General features: G+C 60.6%; 16 protein-coding genes. 9 read left to right on the top strand and 7 right to left on the bottom strand.

Going from position 1 to position 16,001, the window contains the following annotated elements:
- Positions 1-272: 272 nt before the first annotated feature.
- Together E7813_RS15255 and E7813_RS15250 are read left to right on the top strand one after the other, a co-directional pair.
- On the top strand, positions 273-2,006 hold the full coding sequence (locus E7813_RS15255) for a DUF87 domain-containing protein (RefSeq protein WP_291575253.1): 1,734 nt from the start codon (positions 273-275) through the stop codon (positions 2,004-2,006).
- Positions 2,007-2,090: 84 nt separating this feature from the next.
- The gene (locus E7813_RS15250) at positions 2,091-2,669 is read left to right on the top strand and encodes a peroxidase-related enzyme (protein WP_291575251.1); all 579 of its coding nucleotides are present in this window, start codon (positions 2,091-2,093) and stop codon (positions 2,667-2,669) included.
- Positions 2,670-2,741: 72 nt separating this feature from the next.
- On the opposite strand, the gene E7813_RS15245 is transcribed toward E7813_RS15250, so the two are convergent.
- Positions 2,742-3,368, bottom strand: coding sequence for a ParB-like protein (locus tag E7813_RS15245; protein WP_291575249.1), 627 nt, complete (start codon positions 3,366-3,368; stop codon positions 2,742-2,744).
- Positions 3,369-3,482: 114 nt separating this feature from the next.
- Here E7813_RS15245 and E7813_RS15240 point away from each other — a divergent pair, with 114 nt between their 5' ends.
- The 7 genes from E7813_RS15240 (at position 3,483) to E7813_RS15210 (ending at position 9,215) form a co-directional block, all read left to right on the top strand.
- Positions 3,483-4,367, top strand: a complete 885-nt coding sequence (locus tag E7813_RS15240) for an ion channel (RefSeq protein WP_291575247.1) — start codon at positions 3,483-3,485, stop codon at positions 4,365-4,367.
- A gap of 88 nt (positions 4,368-4,455) precedes the next feature.
- Entirely contained in the window at positions 4,456-4,806 is a 351-nt protein-coding gene (locus tag E7813_RS15235; protein ID WP_291575246.1) for a hypothetical protein, read from the top strand.
- 188 nt (positions 4,807-4,994) lie between these two features.
- Positions 4,995-5,276 (top strand): acyl carrier protein, encoded by a 282-nt coding sequence (locus E7813_RS15230; protein WP_291575245.1) that lies wholly within the window; start codon positions 4,995-4,997, stop codon positions 5,274-5,276.
- 10 nt (positions 5,277-5,286) lie between these two features.
- A complete protein-coding gene (locus tag E7813_RS15225; RefSeq protein ID WP_291575244.1) occupies positions 5,287-5,760 on the top strand; it encodes a 3-hydroxyacyl-ACP dehydratase FabZ family protein in 474 nt (157 codons plus the stop codon).
- Positions 5,753-6,946 carry a beta-ketoacyl-ACP synthase gene (locus E7813_RS15220; protein ID WP_291575243.1) on the top strand — a complete coding sequence of 398 codons (1,194 nt, stop codon included), beginning with the start codon at positions 5,753-5,755 and terminating at the stop codon, positions 6,944-6,946. Before E7813_RS15225 ends, E7813_RS15220 begins: the two co-directional genes overlap by 8 nt.
- Before the next feature lie 28 nt (positions 6,947-6,974).
- Positions 6,975-8,252, top strand: coding sequence for a beta-ketoacyl-ACP synthase (locus tag E7813_RS15215; RefSeq protein ID WP_291575241.1), 1,278 nt, complete (start codon positions 6,975-6,977; stop codon positions 8,250-8,252).
- 30 nt (positions 8,253-8,282) lie between these two features.
- Entirely contained in the window at positions 8,283-9,215 is a 933-nt protein-coding gene (locus E7813_RS15210) for a lipid A biosynthesis lauroyl acyltransferase (RefSeq protein WP_291575240.1), read from the top strand.
- Between the two features lie 9 nt (positions 9,216-9,224).
- Here the strand turns inward: E7813_RS15210 and E7813_RS15205 are convergent, their stop codons facing one another.
- The 6 genes from E7813_RS15205 to E7813_RS15180 all read right to left on the bottom strand — a co-directional run bounded on the left by E7813_RS15205 (position 9,225) and on the right by E7813_RS15180 (position 15,863).
- A complete protein-coding gene (locus tag E7813_RS15205) occupies positions 9,225-10,340 on the bottom strand; it encodes a polyamine ABC transporter substrate-binding protein (protein ID WP_291575238.1) in 1,116 nt (371 codons plus the stop codon).
- An 11-nt stretch (positions 10,341-10,351) separates the two neighbouring features.
- Complete coding sequence (locus E7813_RS15200; protein ID WP_291575236.1) at positions 10,352-11,506, bottom strand: aminotransferase; 1,155 nt, start codon at positions 11,504-11,506, stop codon at positions 10,352-10,354.
- A gap of 32 nt (positions 11,507-11,538) precedes the next feature.
- The gene (locus tag E7813_RS15195; protein WP_291575234.1) at positions 11,539-11,874 is read right to left on the bottom strand and encodes a rhodanese-like domain-containing protein; all 336 of its coding nucleotides are present in this window, start codon (positions 11,872-11,874) and stop codon (positions 11,539-11,541) included.
- 105 nt (positions 11,875-11,979) lie between these two features.
- Positions 11,980-13,905: a potassium transporter Kup gene (locus E7813_RS15190; RefSeq protein ID WP_291575233.1), complete on the bottom strand. Its 1,926-nt coding sequence runs from the start codon at positions 13,903-13,905 to the stop codon at positions 11,980-11,982.
- Between the two features lie 323 nt (positions 13,906-14,228).
- Positions 14,229-15,059, bottom strand: a complete 831-nt coding sequence (locus E7813_RS15185) for a flagellar motor protein MotB (protein ID WP_291575232.1) — start codon at positions 15,057-15,059, stop codon at positions 14,229-14,231.
- Positions 15,060-15,089: 30 nt separating this feature from the next.
- The gene (locus E7813_RS15180) at positions 15,090-15,863 is read right to left on the bottom strand and encodes a MotA/TolQ/ExbB proton channel family protein (protein WP_291575231.1); all 774 of its coding nucleotides are present in this window, start codon (positions 15,861-15,863) and stop codon (positions 15,090-15,092) included.
- Positions 15,864-16,001: the final 138 nt, after the last annotated feature.

The raw sequence follows: 16,001 nt of genomic DNA, 5'->3' as shown, positions 1-16,001 counted from the left end.
GCCGGGTGTCCTCTGCAGCATTGGTGAACCAAGCGTTAAACCGGCCCGCGGCATGGCGCCGACGGGTGGGCGCCGAAAACATCGATTTTACGGCTAAATCCGGCGATGACGGTCGCCCTGGACGATCTACCAAACCCAATTCCGGCCAAGATGCCGCAGATTTAACGAAACTGCTGTTCGATCGGCTTAACCGTTTGTCCAACGACTGCCTGCATAGTGCCGATCATAGAAGGCATTCTGATGCCAATTCATAACGAGTGGATTCAACTACGGTGACAACCTTCGGACGTGTGATTTCGGTGCGCGGCTCGCTCGCCCGCGTAGGACTTTTGGCAGCCAGCAAGTTGGCCGTCTCAGAGGTGCGGGCGACCGTCGGCCGGTTCGTCAGCATCCGCTGCGCAAACTCGACCATTGTCGCCATGATTACCGAGGTATCCTGCGAGGACCTGCCGACCTCCGACGTCTACATCGCCAGCGCTTCGGTCGATCTGCTCGGTGAAATCCTCAACATAGCCCAAACCCCCAAGTTTCAGCGCGGCGTCACCAATTATCCAACGATCGGCGACACCGTCGACCTGATTACCAATCAGGAACTTCGAACGGTTTATGCCCCGATCGGATCGGACCAGATCAACGTCGGCACCCTGCAGCAGGATCAATCCGTCATCGCCTATGTCGACGTCGAGGAGATGCTCAGCAAGCACTTCGCGGTGCTCGGTTCGACCGGCGTCGGCAAATCAAGCGGCGTGTCGCTGTTGCTCAACGAAATCCTCAAGTCGCGGCCGAACTTGCGGATTTTCCTGCTCGACGTGCACAACGAATACGGCCGTTGTTTCGGCAACCGTTCGCTGGTTCTCAATCCGCGCAATCTGAAGCTGCCGTTCTGGCTGTTCAATTTCGAAGAGATCGTCGACGTGCTGTTCGGCGGCCGGCCTGGCGTCCCCGAAGAACTCGACATTCTCGCCGAAGTCATTCCGATAGCGAAGGGAATCTATACCCAATACCAGAACGCCGATCGCGTCGGGCTGAAGCGCATCGATCCCAGGACGGTCGGCTATACCGTCGATACGCCGGTACCCTTTCGCCTGGTCGACCTGATTTCGCTGATCGACGAACGCATGGGCAAGCTCGAAAACCGCTCGTCGCGCATCATCTATCACAAGCTGATTTCGCGCATCGAGACCGTGCGCAACGATCCACGCTACGCCTTCATGTTCGACAACGCCAATGTCGGCGGCGACACCATGGCGGAAGTCATCAGCCATCTGTTCCGGCTTCCAGCCAACGGCCGGCCAATGACCATCATGCAACTGGCCGGCTTCCCCGCCGAAGTCGTCGACTCCGTGGTGTCGGTGCTGTGCCGCATGGCATTCGACTTCGGGCTGTGGAGCGACGGCGTTTCGCCGCTTCTGTTCGTTTGCGAAGAGGCCCATCGCTACGCCTCCGCCGACCGCAACATCGGCTTCGGACCGACCCGCAAGGCAATCTCGCGCATCGCCAAGGAAGGCCGTAAATACGGTGTCTATCTCGGCCTCGTCACCCAGCGCCCGGCCGAACTCGACGCCACCATCATTTCCCAGTGCAACACGCTGTTCGCGATGCGCCTTGCCAACGACCGCGACCAGGCGCTCCTGCGTTCGGCGGTCTCCGATGCCGCGGCAAACCTGCTGTCGTTCGTCCCGTCGCTCGGCACCCGCGAAGTGCTGGCTTTCGGTGAAGGCGTCGCGTTGCCGACCCGGCTGCGTTTCAAGGAAGTGCCGGTACATCAGTTGCCGCGTAGCGAGGCCACCATCGCGACCGTGCCGTCGGTCGCGGCCGGCCACGATATGCACTTCGTCGGCGCCGTGCTCGAGCGCTGGCGCGGCGCGACCTCGCACCGCGACGTTCCCAACGATCCCGCCATCAACGAACGCCCCGCCGCACGCACGGTCGAAGCGCCGATGCTGCAGCCGTCGATGGGACTCGATCCAGACCGCTTTTCCCTGCTGAAAAAGCCGCTGCGCTGAGAAGACCGCACGCTTTGCCGGAATGCCGCCATCGACTAAGGTCGCGGACAGCCGCATCACGCGGCCTGAGCCGGGATCTTACTCATGACGCAGCCGATCAAAAAACGCTTCCCCACCCCTTCCATCGACCAGCTGCCGGAAGATATCCGCACCCGCCTCCTGGCGGTGCAGGAAAAGTCAGGCTTTGTTCCCAACGTCTTCCTGACCCTGGCCTATCGCCCCGACGAATTCCGCGCGTTCTTTGCCTATCACGACGCTCTGATGGACAGAGATAGCGGGCTGACCAAGGCCGAGCGCGAGATGATCGTGGTTGCGACTTCCAGCGCCAATCAATGCCACTATTGCGTGATTGCGCACGGCGCGATCCTGAGAATTCGCGCGAAGAACCCGCAAATCGCCGATCAGATCGCCGTCAACTACCGCAAGGCGGACATCACGCCGCGCCAGCGCGCCATGCTCGATTTCGCGATGAAGGTCAGTGCCGAGGCGCACAAGATTTCGGAAGCGGATTTTGCCGATATCGCCGCCCACGGTTTCAGCGACGACGACATTTGGGATATCGCCGCGATTGCGGCGTTCTTCGCGCTATCGAACCGGATGGCCAACGTCACCGGAATGCGCCCCAACGACGAATTCTACATGATGGGACGATTGCCGAAGTAGCGAACAGCAAATGACGAATAAGAAAGCAAGCTCACCGCCGCCTGACTCATTCTATTCGCCATTCGCTACTCACTAGTCATCCGACGCCGGTCCGCACCAGCCGGGCAAATAGACCGCATCCTTGCTCCTTGCCAGAGCAAGCGCCTTCTCGATCGCCTTCTCGAAATTGGCTTCCAAGCTTTTGCGCGACATTTTCCGGCGCAGGAAATCCGCCCACAGGAATTCGCTGAACGGCGTCGTGTCCTTGGCAAAGCCGCCGACGCGGCGCAATTCGCCGGCGAGGCTGCGAAACGGATCGTCCTTGAGCTCCGCCACGGTTTTCGGGATATCCTTGAAGTGCCGGCGTTCACCCTTTGAATCGTAGGGATAGACCCACCTCTTGTTGTCGAGCACGCCCCAGAACGCATCACGATCGACCATGGCGAGGTCACCGATGATGGTGACCAGAATGTCTTTCACGCCTTCGTCGTGAAGCGCCCGCGCCAGATGGTGGTGATCGACGACGTAGTAGCGCTGGTCCGGTCCCAGAACGACCGGGATCATGTGTTTACCCAGCAGTTCCGCCTGCTTCTTCGTCGACTTGTGCTCCCGCCAGCGCTTGCGTTTTTCCTTAACTTCCGTCATTCCGACAGTCATCTGGGTCGGGCGCAAAGAGAGGATTGGGACCGGCTGCACCATCGGTTCGCGCGTGTTGGCCATGACTAGAACCCCGTGTCTGATTTCGCAAAAATTGCCCTGAAATATGCCCGATTATGACATGATGGCGCAGGCGATTAAATGCCTTTGCCCCGGCACCTCAAGAGATTCGAAGAGATGGTCAAAAGCCCGAACGAGCGAACTTCGAAGGCGCGGATCGTTCGGTTTGGCGATCGCGAAATCATCACCGAGGGCCTCCATCTCACGTTCTGGGCCGACATCAGCCATCGCTGCCTGACGGCGTCATGGCCGGCGTTTATCGGCGGCGCCGCGCTGATTTTTATCGCCTTCAACGCGGTCTTCGCATTCTTTTACTGGATCGGAAATCAGCCGATCTCGAACGTGCCCGGCGGCGCCTATATCGACTATCTGTATTTCAGCATCGAGACGCTTTCGACCGCCGGTTACGGCGACATGCATCCCGACACCCACTACGGACACCTGGTCGCGACGGTGGAGCTGTTCACCGGCATCTTTTCGATGTCGTTGATGACCGGGCTGATCTTTGCCCGATTCTCGCGGCCGAACGCCCGTCTGCTGTTCGCCCAACATCCGGTGATTTCCAACAACGAGGGCAAGCCGACCTTGATGGCCCGCTTCGCCAACGAGCGGAACGCCATCATCAGCAACGCTACCGCAAGGCTGTGGCTGTTCAAGAATATCGTGAGCCTGGAGGGCGTGTCGTTTCGGCGGTTCTACGAACTGCCGCTGGAGCGAAACGAGCACCCCGCGCTGGCCCTGAGCTGGACGCTCTACCACGTCATCGACGAGCAAAGCCCGCTTTACGGGCTCGATGCGGACGATCTCGAGGCATCCAATGTTTCGCTGGCCGTGGTGGTGTCCGGATATGACGTCGTCGCCGCGCAAACCGTCCACGCGCGAAAGACCTACGATCATTCCGACATTCGTTTTGGGCACCGCTACGCGGATATCCTGGGCACGTCGGAAGACGGCCGGCTGAGGATTGACTACGGCCGGTTCCATGACACCCTGCAGGCCTAGACGATCGAATCGGCGTCACCTCAACATTTTCTGCAAGACGCGTTGCGGGCGTGCTACACGAGATGAGGATGTCCCGGAGCTGGCACCAGTGAAAACCCAGCGGCCCATTGCGTCGGAGGACGAGCATCGCGTGCTCGAATTCCGGCCGCGCGCCCTGGCGCATCCGCCGGGCCCGCGCGGACATTTGGGCTGGCAGGCTCAGCAACAAAAAGACACGCAGCAAGAGCCGAACGATCTGTCGCGCTATGAGCGGGACCGGGATGAATCGGACGACTTTCGCCATCGCATGCTGGCGAATATCGCAGCCTTCGCGTTCACCGTCGCGCTGACGGCCATCGGCATATGGCTCGCCATGAGCATCGCGGACCTGCGCCGGACCCAGGATTGCGTCCTGATGGGGCGTCGCGACTGCGTGCGGATTTCCGCGCCGCTGAGCTAGCATTTGAAGGCCGGATCAGCCAGTTTAGCCCTCATGCCGATTGGAGGCGGGACTCGCCGCCTCCATTGAATTCGGAGCGGCGCTCCGATATACGGGCACTCGACTTCGGCGGGCAGACAAGGCATTCCGGAGCGGCGCCCCTGCCCTTCAGGTCTAAGATTTTCTCTCAATATATCAAAGGCTTAGTGATGTCATCCACATTCGATCAAATCGCTACGATTATCGCGGAAACCTGCGACATTCCACGCGATAGGATCACGCCCGAGAGCCACGCCATCGACGATTTGGGGATCGACAGCCTGGACTTCCTGGACATCGCGTTTGCGATCGACAAGGAGTTCGGGATCAAATTGCCGCTTGAAAAATGGACCCAGGAAGTCAACGACGGCAAAGCGACCACCGAAGAATATTTCGTCATGAAAAACCTCGCCGCTCACATCGACGAATTGGTCGCGGCCAAGGGCGCGTAATCGCCCCACCATGCATCTTGAATTTTTCCAGCTGATTGACCGCATCACCGACCTCAACATCGGTGCGAAAACCATTGCGGCCGAGGCGCAGGTGCCCGAGAAGAACACCATCTTCGAAGGCCATTTTCCTGGGTACCCGTTGATGCCCGGCGTGCTGTTGATCGAGACCATGGCGCAGGCGTCGGGTTGGCTTTTGATTGCGTTGATGAAATTCGAGCGCATGCCATTCCTCGGTGCGGTCAAGGAGGCCAAGATGCGGGGTTTCGTCAGCCCCGGGGAAACGCTCAAGATCGATGCCAGCATCGTTCACGAAGGCTCGGGCTTTGCCATGACATCTGCGGAGATCAGCGTCCGCGGCCAACTAAGATGCAACGCGACGCTCACATTCCGTCACATCCCTTTCCCAAATCCCGATTTGCGCGGGCACATGGACGCCGTGGCGAGGCGTATCGGATTTCCGCAAGAAATGATCCTTCATGACTGAGACGAGGTCGGCGGAAGTCTGGATCACCGGCATTGGCCTGGCGAGTTCGCTCGGCGAAGGCCCGGACACGCATTGGAACGCACTCAAGCAACGGCGCATCAACATCGACGAAAAGCGTTTTGCGCCGTACATCGTGCATCCCTGGGCGCCGGTGAATTTTGACACCCAGATCCCCAAAAAGGGCGATCAGCGCCAGATGGAAGCCTGGCAGCGGATCGGCACCTACGCCGCCGGGTTGGCGCTGGATTCCGCAGGCGTCAAGGGCGACAAAGAAGTCCTGAGCCGAATGGACATGACCGTCGCGGCCGGCGGCGGCGAGCGCGATCTTGCGGTCGACCTTGCGGTTCTGAACGCCGATGCAAAAGGCAACTCGGCTCCCAACCTTCTCAACGAACGGCTGATGAACGATCTGCGGCCGACGCTGTTTCTGGCTCAGCTTTCCAACCTACTGGCCGGCAATATTGCCATCGTCCACGGCGTTTCCGGAACGTCCCGCACCTTCATGGGCGAGGAAGCTGCAAGCGTCGACGCGGTGCGGATCGCGCTGGCGCGTGTCGCCTCCGGTCAGAGCGACATCGCGCTGGTCGGCGCGGCCCACAATGGCGAGCGCCAGGAGCTGTTGATGCTCTACGAGTTCGGCGGCTTCAATCTGAAAGACAAATTTGCGCCGGTATGGGCGCGCCAAGAACACCCCGGCTTCGCGCTTGGATCGGCCGGCGCCTTTCTAGTCATCGAATCCAAAGCGCATGCACAGGCGCGCGGAGCCAAGCCCTACGCCAGGCTGACCAGGGTGGTTGCAGATCTGGCGCAGCGCAAACAACCAGGCGCGGTGACGCGATCGTTGGAAGCGCTCTGGAACAAGCTGGGTGTCCTTGGCGGCAATGTCGCGCTGATCACCGGCGCGACCGGCGCCGAACCCGTCACATCAGAGGAAAAAACCTTCCTGAGCCTGCACCCCGATTATGCGGTACGCGCGACTGGAACGATGTTCGGCCAGACCGTAGAAGCCCAATTTCCGCTGGGTCTTGTCCTGGCGGCGCTTTCGATCTCGCGCGGCGAGTTGTTTCCGCCCAACGATCCGACCGGACTGGAGGTTGAAATGTCCAAGCCTCCGACCCAGATTATCGTGGTAGGCGCCGGCCACTGGCAGGGCGAGGGCATGGCGCTGGTCGAAGCCATCGACTGAACCGGTCCGCGGGGGCCATGGAGAGACCGTGACAGCAATGCGCGATAAATTCGACCGGCCAGTCGTGGTCGTTACCGGAATGGGCGTCATCACGTCGCTCGGCGCCGGCAAAACCGACAATTGGGCGAAGCTGACTGCAGGCGAATCCGGCATCCGGACCGTCAAACGCTTTCCCATCGATGGTTTGAAAACAACGATGGCCGGAACGGTGGATTTCATCACCGTCGAACCGTTCTCGTCGATCGACCTCACCGAACGGATGGCCGATATCGCAGCCGAGGAAGCCCTCGAGCAGTCGGGCATCGGCCGCAAAGGTGATTTTCCGGGACCGCTGTTCCTTGCGGTCGCCCCTGTCGAGACCGAATGGCCGCAGCGACTGGAGGCCGGACGCGCCGTCGGCAAGACGGAATTCGACTTTAGCGACGTGTTACGCGTTAGCGGCGGTGGACGGTTCGAGCAATACCATCGTCGCTTCATGTTCGGCTCGGTGGCGTCCCATCTGGCGGAGATTTTCGGCACCAAGGGGTCACCGATTTCGCTTTCAACCGCATGTGCCTCCGGTGCTACCGCGATACAGCTCGGTGTCGAGGCCATCCGCCGCGGCGAAGTCGACGCCGCGCTGTGCGTCGCGACCGACAGTTCGGTCAATGTCGAAACTCTGGTCCGGTTTTCGTTGCTGTCGGCGCTGTCTACCCAGAACAGCCGGCCTGAAGCGGCGTCAAAACCGTTCTCGAAGAACCGCGACGGTTTTGTGATGGCGGAAGGCGCCGGCGCGCTGGTGCTGGAAAGCTACGAAGCCGCCGTCGCGCGCGGCGCTAAAATTCTCGGTGTCGTTGCCGGCTGCGGCGAGTTAACCGATTCGTTCCACCGCACCCGATCAAGCCCCGACGGTAAACCGATCATCGGCTGTGTGCGCAAGGCACTGGCCGACGCCGGGATCACGTCTGAGCAAATCGACTACATCAACGCCCACGGTACCTCCACGCCCGAAAACGACAAGATGGAATATCTAGGCATCTCCACCGTGTTCGGTGAACGCGCCAAACAGATTCCGGTATCGTCCAATAAGTCGATGGTGGGTCACGCCCTGTCCGCGGCCGGCGCGATCGAGGCCATTTTTTCGCTGCTGACACTCGAGCACCAGCGGATTCCGCCGACCATCAATTACGACATTCCCGATCCGGCGATTCCTTTCGACGTGGTTCCCAACAAGGCACGCGACGCCGGCGTCACCGCCGTGATGTCGAACTCGTTCGGTTTCGGCGGCCAGAATGTCTCACTGATTCTAACCCGCGAACCGATCTAGGTGTTTGGTAAAACTCGTTATTGGTCCGCGATGCGTCCGCTGCTGCTTCGCGCCAAATATCGCGTTTACTTCGCGATCAAGCCGTACACGGAAGCTGTCGTGGGGGCGTTGGCGATCAGCGTACTGCGCGCCATACGCGATTTCGACGACATCAAGACGGCGAATCTGTTCGGCTGCATCGTCCGTCGCATCGGACCCATGAGGCGCGAACAGAGGATCGGCCGTGCCAATCTGAGAGCGGCGTTTCCGGAAAAATCGCGCGCGGAGATCAACCACATTCTGGCAGGCGTCTGGGACAATCTCGGCCGCATCTGCGCTGAGTTTGCCCATCTCGATCAGATCTGGGACTATAACCCGGACAGTCCGGAAAAAGGCCGCATCGAACTTTCGCCCAGATCCAAGCAGTTGTTCGCCCAGCTCAAAGACGACGGCAAACCGGCGTTGATTTTCGCGAGCCATCTGGGCAATTGGGAAATGCCTGCCATCGCCGCCGCCGCAAACGGGCTCGACGCCGCGATTCTGTATCGCCGTCCGAACATTGCTTCAGTGGACCGCATTATCAAGGAAATGCGCGCGGCCAAGATGGGAACCCTGGTCCCGGCCAGTCGTGATGCGCCCCTGAGACTTGCCCAGGCCCTGCAAAACGGCCAGCACGTGGCCTTGCTGGTCGACCAGTATTTCAGCAACGGCGTCGAGGTGACGTTCTTCGGCCGCAAGACCAGGGCCAATCCGATCCTGGCGCGATTGCGGCGGCAGATCGAATGCCCGATCCATGGCGTCCGCATCATCCGCCTGCCTGACCACCGCTTCCGCGCCGAACTATCCGAAGAAGTCGAGCCCGTGCGCGACGCCAACGGCCAAATCGACATTCAGGGGACGATGCAGGCGGTAACGTCGGTGGTCGAAGGCTGGGTCCGCGAATATCCCGACCAGTGGCTTTGGCTGCATCGCCGCTGGCGGTAGAATGCTCGCCTACCGTCCGGTCTTCACCTTGGTCCAGAGCCGGTTGATAATTCGCTGCGTGGCCGGATCGCGCGCGGTGATCACGAACAGCTTCCGGAGCGTCGCCTCATCCGGATAAATGTTCCTGTCGCTGAAAATTGCAGGGTTAATCAGTTTCTGGCTGGCCAGATTGCCATTGGCGTAGGACAGAAAGTCAGAATTCCTGGCCGCGACTTCCGGTCGGTAGAGATAATCGATCAGTGCATAGGCCTCGGCGACGTTCTTCGCATCCGCCGGGATGGCGAGATTGTCGAAGAACATCTGCGCGCCTTCTTTCGGGATGGCATAACCGATCTCGATGTCGCTTTTCGCCTCCGCGGCGCGGCTTCGCGCCTGCATGATGTCGCCCGACCAGCCCACCACCAGGCAAATCTCGCCGGTAGCCAATGCGCTCAGATATTCCGACGAATGAAACTTGCGGACATAGGGCCTGATCCGGCCAACGAGATCGGCGGCCTTTTCGAGCTCGGCCTGCTTGGTCGAGTTCGGGTCGAGCCCGAGATAACCCAATGCCGCGGGAAAAATGTCGTCAGCGGAATCCAGCATGTGAATGCCGCAATCCTTGAACTTGGCCAGATTTTCCGGCTTGAACACCATATCCCAACTGTCGATCCTGGCGTCGGGACCAAGAATCTTTTGTACGGCCTTGACGTTATAGCCAATGCCGGTCGTACCCCACATGTAGTTGGCAGCGTATTGATTGCCGGGGTCGTAAATCGCGAGCTGTTTGGTCACGACCGGCCAGGCGTTGGCAAGGTTCGGCAGCCTTGACTTGTCGAGCTTCTGGAAAATATGCGCGGTGATCTGGCGTTGCAGGAAATAGGCGGTGGGAACGACGACGTCATAGCCCGACTTACCCGCGAGCAACCGTGTCTCCAGCGTCTCATTGGCATCGAACGTGTCGTAGACGACCTTGATGCCGGTTTCCCTGGTGAAATCTTCCAGCACGCCCGGCGCCACATAATTCGACCAATTATAGAAATTGACGGTGCGCTCCTCCGCCCTGGCGAGCTGCGACGGCAGCGCAAGCGCTGCTGCGATCGCGACAACAAGTCGGAACGGGGCACGGGTCCGGCCACGCATCATTCATCGATCTCCTATCGGCGGTGCACCGCATCCGACAAACGTTCCAGCGCGGTGTCGAGCGTTGCGTCCTTCTTGGCAAAGCAAAACCGCACCACCGACGTAACGGCATCCTCTTCATAGAAAGCCGATACCGGGATGGCCGCAACCTTGTAGTCGGTGACGATGCGCTTGCAGAACGCCTCGTCGGTCTCGTTAAGCCCGAGCGGCGAAAGGTCGACGGTCAGAAAATAAGTGCCTTGAGACCTGAGAACCGGAAAGCCGATGCTCTCCAGCCCCTGGGTGAGGCGGTCGCGGCTTCGCGCCAGTTCCTTGCGCATGTTGTGAAAATAATCCGCCGGCTTGCCGAGGCCATAGGCGACGGCCGCCTGGAGATTGGGCGCAGTGGTGAAGGTAAGAAACTGATGTACTTTCGCCGCCACCCGCAACAGCGGCGGCGCGGCACAGACAAAGCCGATCTTCCATCCGGTCAGCGAGAAAATCTTGCCGGCGGAACCTACCTTGATGGTGCGATCGCGCATTCCCGGAATCGTAATCAGCGGAATATGTTCGCGGCCATCGAAAATCACGTGCTCCCAGACCTCATCGCAGATTGCGATGGTGTTGAACTCCTGGCAAAATCGGGCCAGCAGTTCAAGGTCTTCGCGCGGATAGACCACCGCGGCCGGATTGAGCGGATTGTTGAAGAGCACGGCCTTGGTCCTGGGATTGAACACGCGCCGCAACGCCCCTTCGGTCAGGCGCCAATGTGGCGGCTCGAGCCGCACCAGACGAGGAATGCCGCCGGCCTGCCGGATGATCGGCAGATAGGAGTCGTAGACCGGCTGGAAAACCACCACCTCGTCGCCGGGCTCGACCACCGCGAGAATGGCGCTTGTCAGCGCTTCCGTGCCGCCCGAAGTCACCATCACTTCGGTCATCGGATCGAGCGCAAGGCCATGCCAGCGCTGGTAATGGGCGGAGATCGCCTGGCGCAGTTCGGGGATGCCCATCATCGACGGATACTGGTTATAGCCGTCCATCACCGCATCCGCCGCCGCACGGCGAATGTCCTCCGGGCCGGGATCGTCGGGGAAACCCTGGCCGAGATTGATCGCGTTGTTGTCGCGCGCCAGCTGCGACATCGCCTCGAAGATCGTGACGGGAAGATCCGCAAAAACCTTGTTCATGGAGGGCAGGTTCGCAGGGGCCATGACGACGATCAGCCGCCGGTCTTGGTCGGCAATCCCGCGGCCTTCCAGCCCAGTATCCCACCCGCAAGATGCTTGTCATAGGCCAGACCAGCCGCCTGAGCGGCCAGCGATGCCGTCACCGACCTTTTGCCGGAGCGACAGGCAAAAACCACCTGCTTGCCATGGGGGTCCGGGATATCCTGCGGATCAAAGCCCGAAAGCGGAACGACCACCGAATCCGGATAAGCTTCGATCGCGACTTCGTTGGGCTCGCGAACATCGACCAGAAGATAGCGCCCGTCGGCGATCCCTTTGGCGACATCCTCCGGCGTCAAATCGTGAACCCGATGACCCTGATCCGTCACTCAAAATCCTCCCCTACCCCGCCCCAACGCGCCCCGGCGCCAAACTCGCCTCTCGGCGGCTGAAAATCAAGCGCCTGAAGGATGTCCGAAAGGCTGAGGAAATATCTAGACCGTAACCTGTGTCCCGACTTCGACCACCCGTCCGGTGGGAATCTGGAAATAGTCGGTCGCGTCGTTGGCGGTACGGCTGAGCGCGATGAAAAGATGATCCTGCCAGCGCGGCATCCCGGAATGCGCGGCCGGTTTCAGCGCACGCCGCGACAGGAAGAACGAGGTCGACATGATATCGAAATGCCAGCCCAGCTTGCGGGCGATGGCCAGCGTTTTAGGCACGTTGGGCGATTCCATAAACCCAAACCGCAGCGTCACCTTGGAGAAGGTCGCGCTGATCTCTTCCAGCCGCACCCGATCGGCCGGGTCGATGCGCGGCGTCGGGGCGGTCTCGACGGTGAGAATGACGTTCTTCTGGTGCAGCACCTTGTAGTGCTTGAGACTGTGCATTAGCGCCGTCGGCGCGCTGACGGGATCGCTGGTCAGGAACACGGCGGTGCCGGAAACCCGCTGGGGAGGACGCTTCTCCAGCATCGCCACCAGATCCGCGAGCGGGAACTCGAGCTTGCGCGACTTCTCGAATAGCAGCCGGCTGCCGCGCCGCCAGGTGTACATCAGCAGCATCACCACAGATCCCAGCGCCAACGGCACCCAACCGCCTTCGACTACCTTCAAAAGGTTCGCCGCGAGAAACGTCAGGTCGAGAAACAGGAACGGCGCGATCAGCGCCGCGGCCGCGAACGGCGACCATTTCCATACTTTCCAGATCACGACGAAACCCATCATCGCCGTCACCACCATGGTCCCGGTCACGGAAATGCCGTAGGCCGACGCCAGCGCGCTGGACGAGCGGAACATCAGCACCAGCAGCATCACGCTGATCAAGAGCAGCATATTGATGCGCGGGATGTAGATCTGACCGGAATGGGATTCCGAGGTATGGCGGATTTCAAATCGCGGCAGCAGGCCAAGTTGAATGGCCTGACGCGTCAACGAATAGGCGCCGGTGATGACGGCCTGGCTTGCAATCACGGTCGCCACGGTGGCGAGGCAAACCATCGGCAACAACGCCCAGTCCGGAAACATCAGGAAGAACGGATTTTCGACTGCCTTGGGATCGGCGATCACCAGGGCACCCTGCCCCAGATAGTTCAGCGCCAGCGACGGCAGTACAATGAAAAGCCAGGCTGTCTGGATCGGCCGTTTGCCGAAATGCCCGAGGTCGGCATAAAGCGCCTCGGCGCCGGTGACGGCGAGGAACACCGCGCCGAGCGTAACGAATCCGATGATGCCATGATGGACCATGAACGCGATGGCGTGGAGCGGATTAAGCGCGAAAAGCACTTCGGGATGCCGCATGATCGGCTCAATCGCTGCGATCGCGATCACGGCGAACCAGATACACATTACCGGCCCGAAGAAAGCCGCGACGCGCGCCGTGCCGCGCGACTGAACGGCAAACAGCGCCAGCAGAATGATCACCGTCAGCGGCACGACGTAGGGATCGAACGCTGCGGTGACGAGCTTGATGCCTTCGATCGCCGAAAGCACCGACAACGCCGGCGTGATCACCGCGTCGCCGTAAAATAACGCGCCGCTGATAATGCCGAGCAGAACGATGGCGCCCGCGCCGTGGCTTACCGCGCGCTGCGCCAGCGCCATCAACGCCAGCGTTCCGCCCTCGCCGTGGTTATCGGCGCGGAGCAGGATCAGCACGTACTTCAGCGTCACCACCACGATCAGCGCCCACAGGATCAGGGAGAGAACGCCAAGTACGGCCTGTGGATCGACGATGCCTGATGGCCCGCTGGCGGCGATAACGGCTTCGCGGAGCGCGTACAGCGGACTGGTACCGATATCGCCGTAGACGACGCCGATGCTGCCCAGCATGAGCGCCTTGAAACCGGCGGTGGAATGGGCATCGCCATGACCATTGGCCGCCGTGGCTTCCGCGGCGGGAACTACAACATCGCTGGTCATGGGAGCGGACGCCTCAATGCTTCACTGCAACAAATAGCAAAGCGAGGCGGCTTATAGTCCTGCGCTTGAAGCATAGCCTACCCTGATTTTGGGCCCGGGTCATGCGAAAATGCATAAGTTCCTTAGACCGTGCTTTTATAACGCTCAGATTGTGACTTGCGTGCGGAATCTGGAAATAGTCGGTGGCATCGTTCGCCGACCGGCTCAGCGCGATGAACAGGTGATTCTGCCACCGAGGCATTGCGCGCCGGGCCGCGTTGGATCTTCGTGTGGCCAAGCGACACTTCATCGCAACGCGAACGGTAATATAGTAGCAATTCGTATTACGGCTTCAGATCGGGCGGTAGTGGCGGGTCTTCGCGCATTAGCGTGATGGTCACGCGGCGGTTGGCCGACAATGAGGGATCGTCAGGAAACAGCGGCTGGGTGTCGGCCTTTCCCGACACCGCAAAAATATGCGACGGCGGCAATCCCTCCCGCTCGAGAATCTGGCGTACCACGTTGGCGCGATCCGCTGAAAGATCGAATGCCCCGTAGTCGCTTTGGATCGGCACGAAGCCGGCCGCCGTGTGACCGACGATCGAAACCCGGAGCGGCGTCGCCTTCAGCGGCGCGGCAAGCTTCTCGATCAGGCGGCGGGTGCGCTCATAGGGCGCCTTGGAGCCATCGGCGAACATCGAGCGGCCGTCTTGGTCGACGATTTCCAGATTGAGGCCCTGACTGGTCTCCTCGAACATGATGTGTTTCGAGATTTCCGTGAGTTCCGGCATGTCCTGCAACGCCTGCCGCAGCGACGCCGAGGCCAGCGCGAATTCGCGATCGATCTTGAGGCGGGCGCCGGCGGTACGGCTGCGTTCCTGCTCGTCCGGGGTCGGCGTGCTGGACGATTCCTCCGGCGCGATGTGCGCGGTGTTTTTCAGCTTCGGCCGCGTCGGCAAGCCGTCGGATTCGATGATCCCGGAATAGCGCACCTCGGTCTGCACGCCGAAAGCATCGCGCATCGAGCCCGCGACGATCTTGAGCTTGTTGTTGTCCATGGTCGAGAAGGCGACGAGCATCACGAAGAAGCTCATCATCAGGCCCATGAGGTCGGCGAAGGTCACGAACCAGCCGTGCCCGCCCGCATGCCCATCACCGCGTTTTTTCTTGGCCATCGCCTGCTTTTCCGGACCGGGGTCTGCGGTTTACGCCGGGACCGGTTCGCCCTCTTCTTGGCGGTGTTTTTCCGGCAAGTACGCCAGCAGCATTTCGCGGACCAGGGTCGGACTCTTGGAATCCCGGATCATCAGGATGCCGTCGATGATCAGGGTGCGGTTGGTCTCCTCGTCGAGTAGCTTGCCGTGGAGCTTGTCGGCGATCGGCAGGCAGAACAGGTTGGCGACCAGCGCGCCGTAAAGCGTCGCCAGCAACGCGGTGGCCATGAACGGGCCGAGCTTGGAAGGATCGGTCATGTTGGCGAACATCTGCACCATGCCGATCAGCGTTCCGATCATGCCGAATGCCGGCGCGCAGTCGCCGATGGCGCGGTAGATCTTGCCGCCCTCATCGAGATGCATCAGGAAGTTGTCGCGGTCGCGCTCGAGATTGTCGCGGATGAATTCGAGATCGTAGCCGTCGGCGACGAAGCGAATTCCCTTGGCGAGAAACGGCTCGTCGGTATCGACCTTTTCCAGGCCGACCGGGCCCTGCTTGCGGGCGATCTCCGCGATGCGGGCCAGTTCGTCGACCAGGTCGCGCGCCGACAGGCGGCTCATGGTGAAGGCGAATTTCGCGCCGAGCGGCAGGCCATGGAGGATCGCGCTGAGCGGAAACCGGATCATGGTGGCGGCAATCGAACCGCCGAAGATGATGATCACGGCATGTTCGGAGACGAACATGTGCAGATCGCCGCCCATGAGCACCATTACGGCCACGACAAGGATGCCGGACACGAGCCCAACGCCCGTCATGATATCCATGGGAAACTCCAACGCGTACGCGAACGACCGCCATCCTGGGACGGCGGCGCAGCTCATTCTGAGCCGCGTCCGGGAACCCTACGGACCCGCCATTAAAGACGCGTTACCGAATTTGGTAGGCATAACGATTGGTTAATG

The organism is Bradyrhizobium sp. (genome assembly GCF_004799405.1).
Taxonomy (GTDB): Bacteria; Pseudomonadota; Alphaproteobacteria; order Rhizobiales; family Xanthobacteraceae; genus Bradyrhizobium.
The sequence above is the reverse complement of the archived record's forward strand: the minus strand, read 5'-3'. Positions and strand labels throughout refer to the sequence as shown.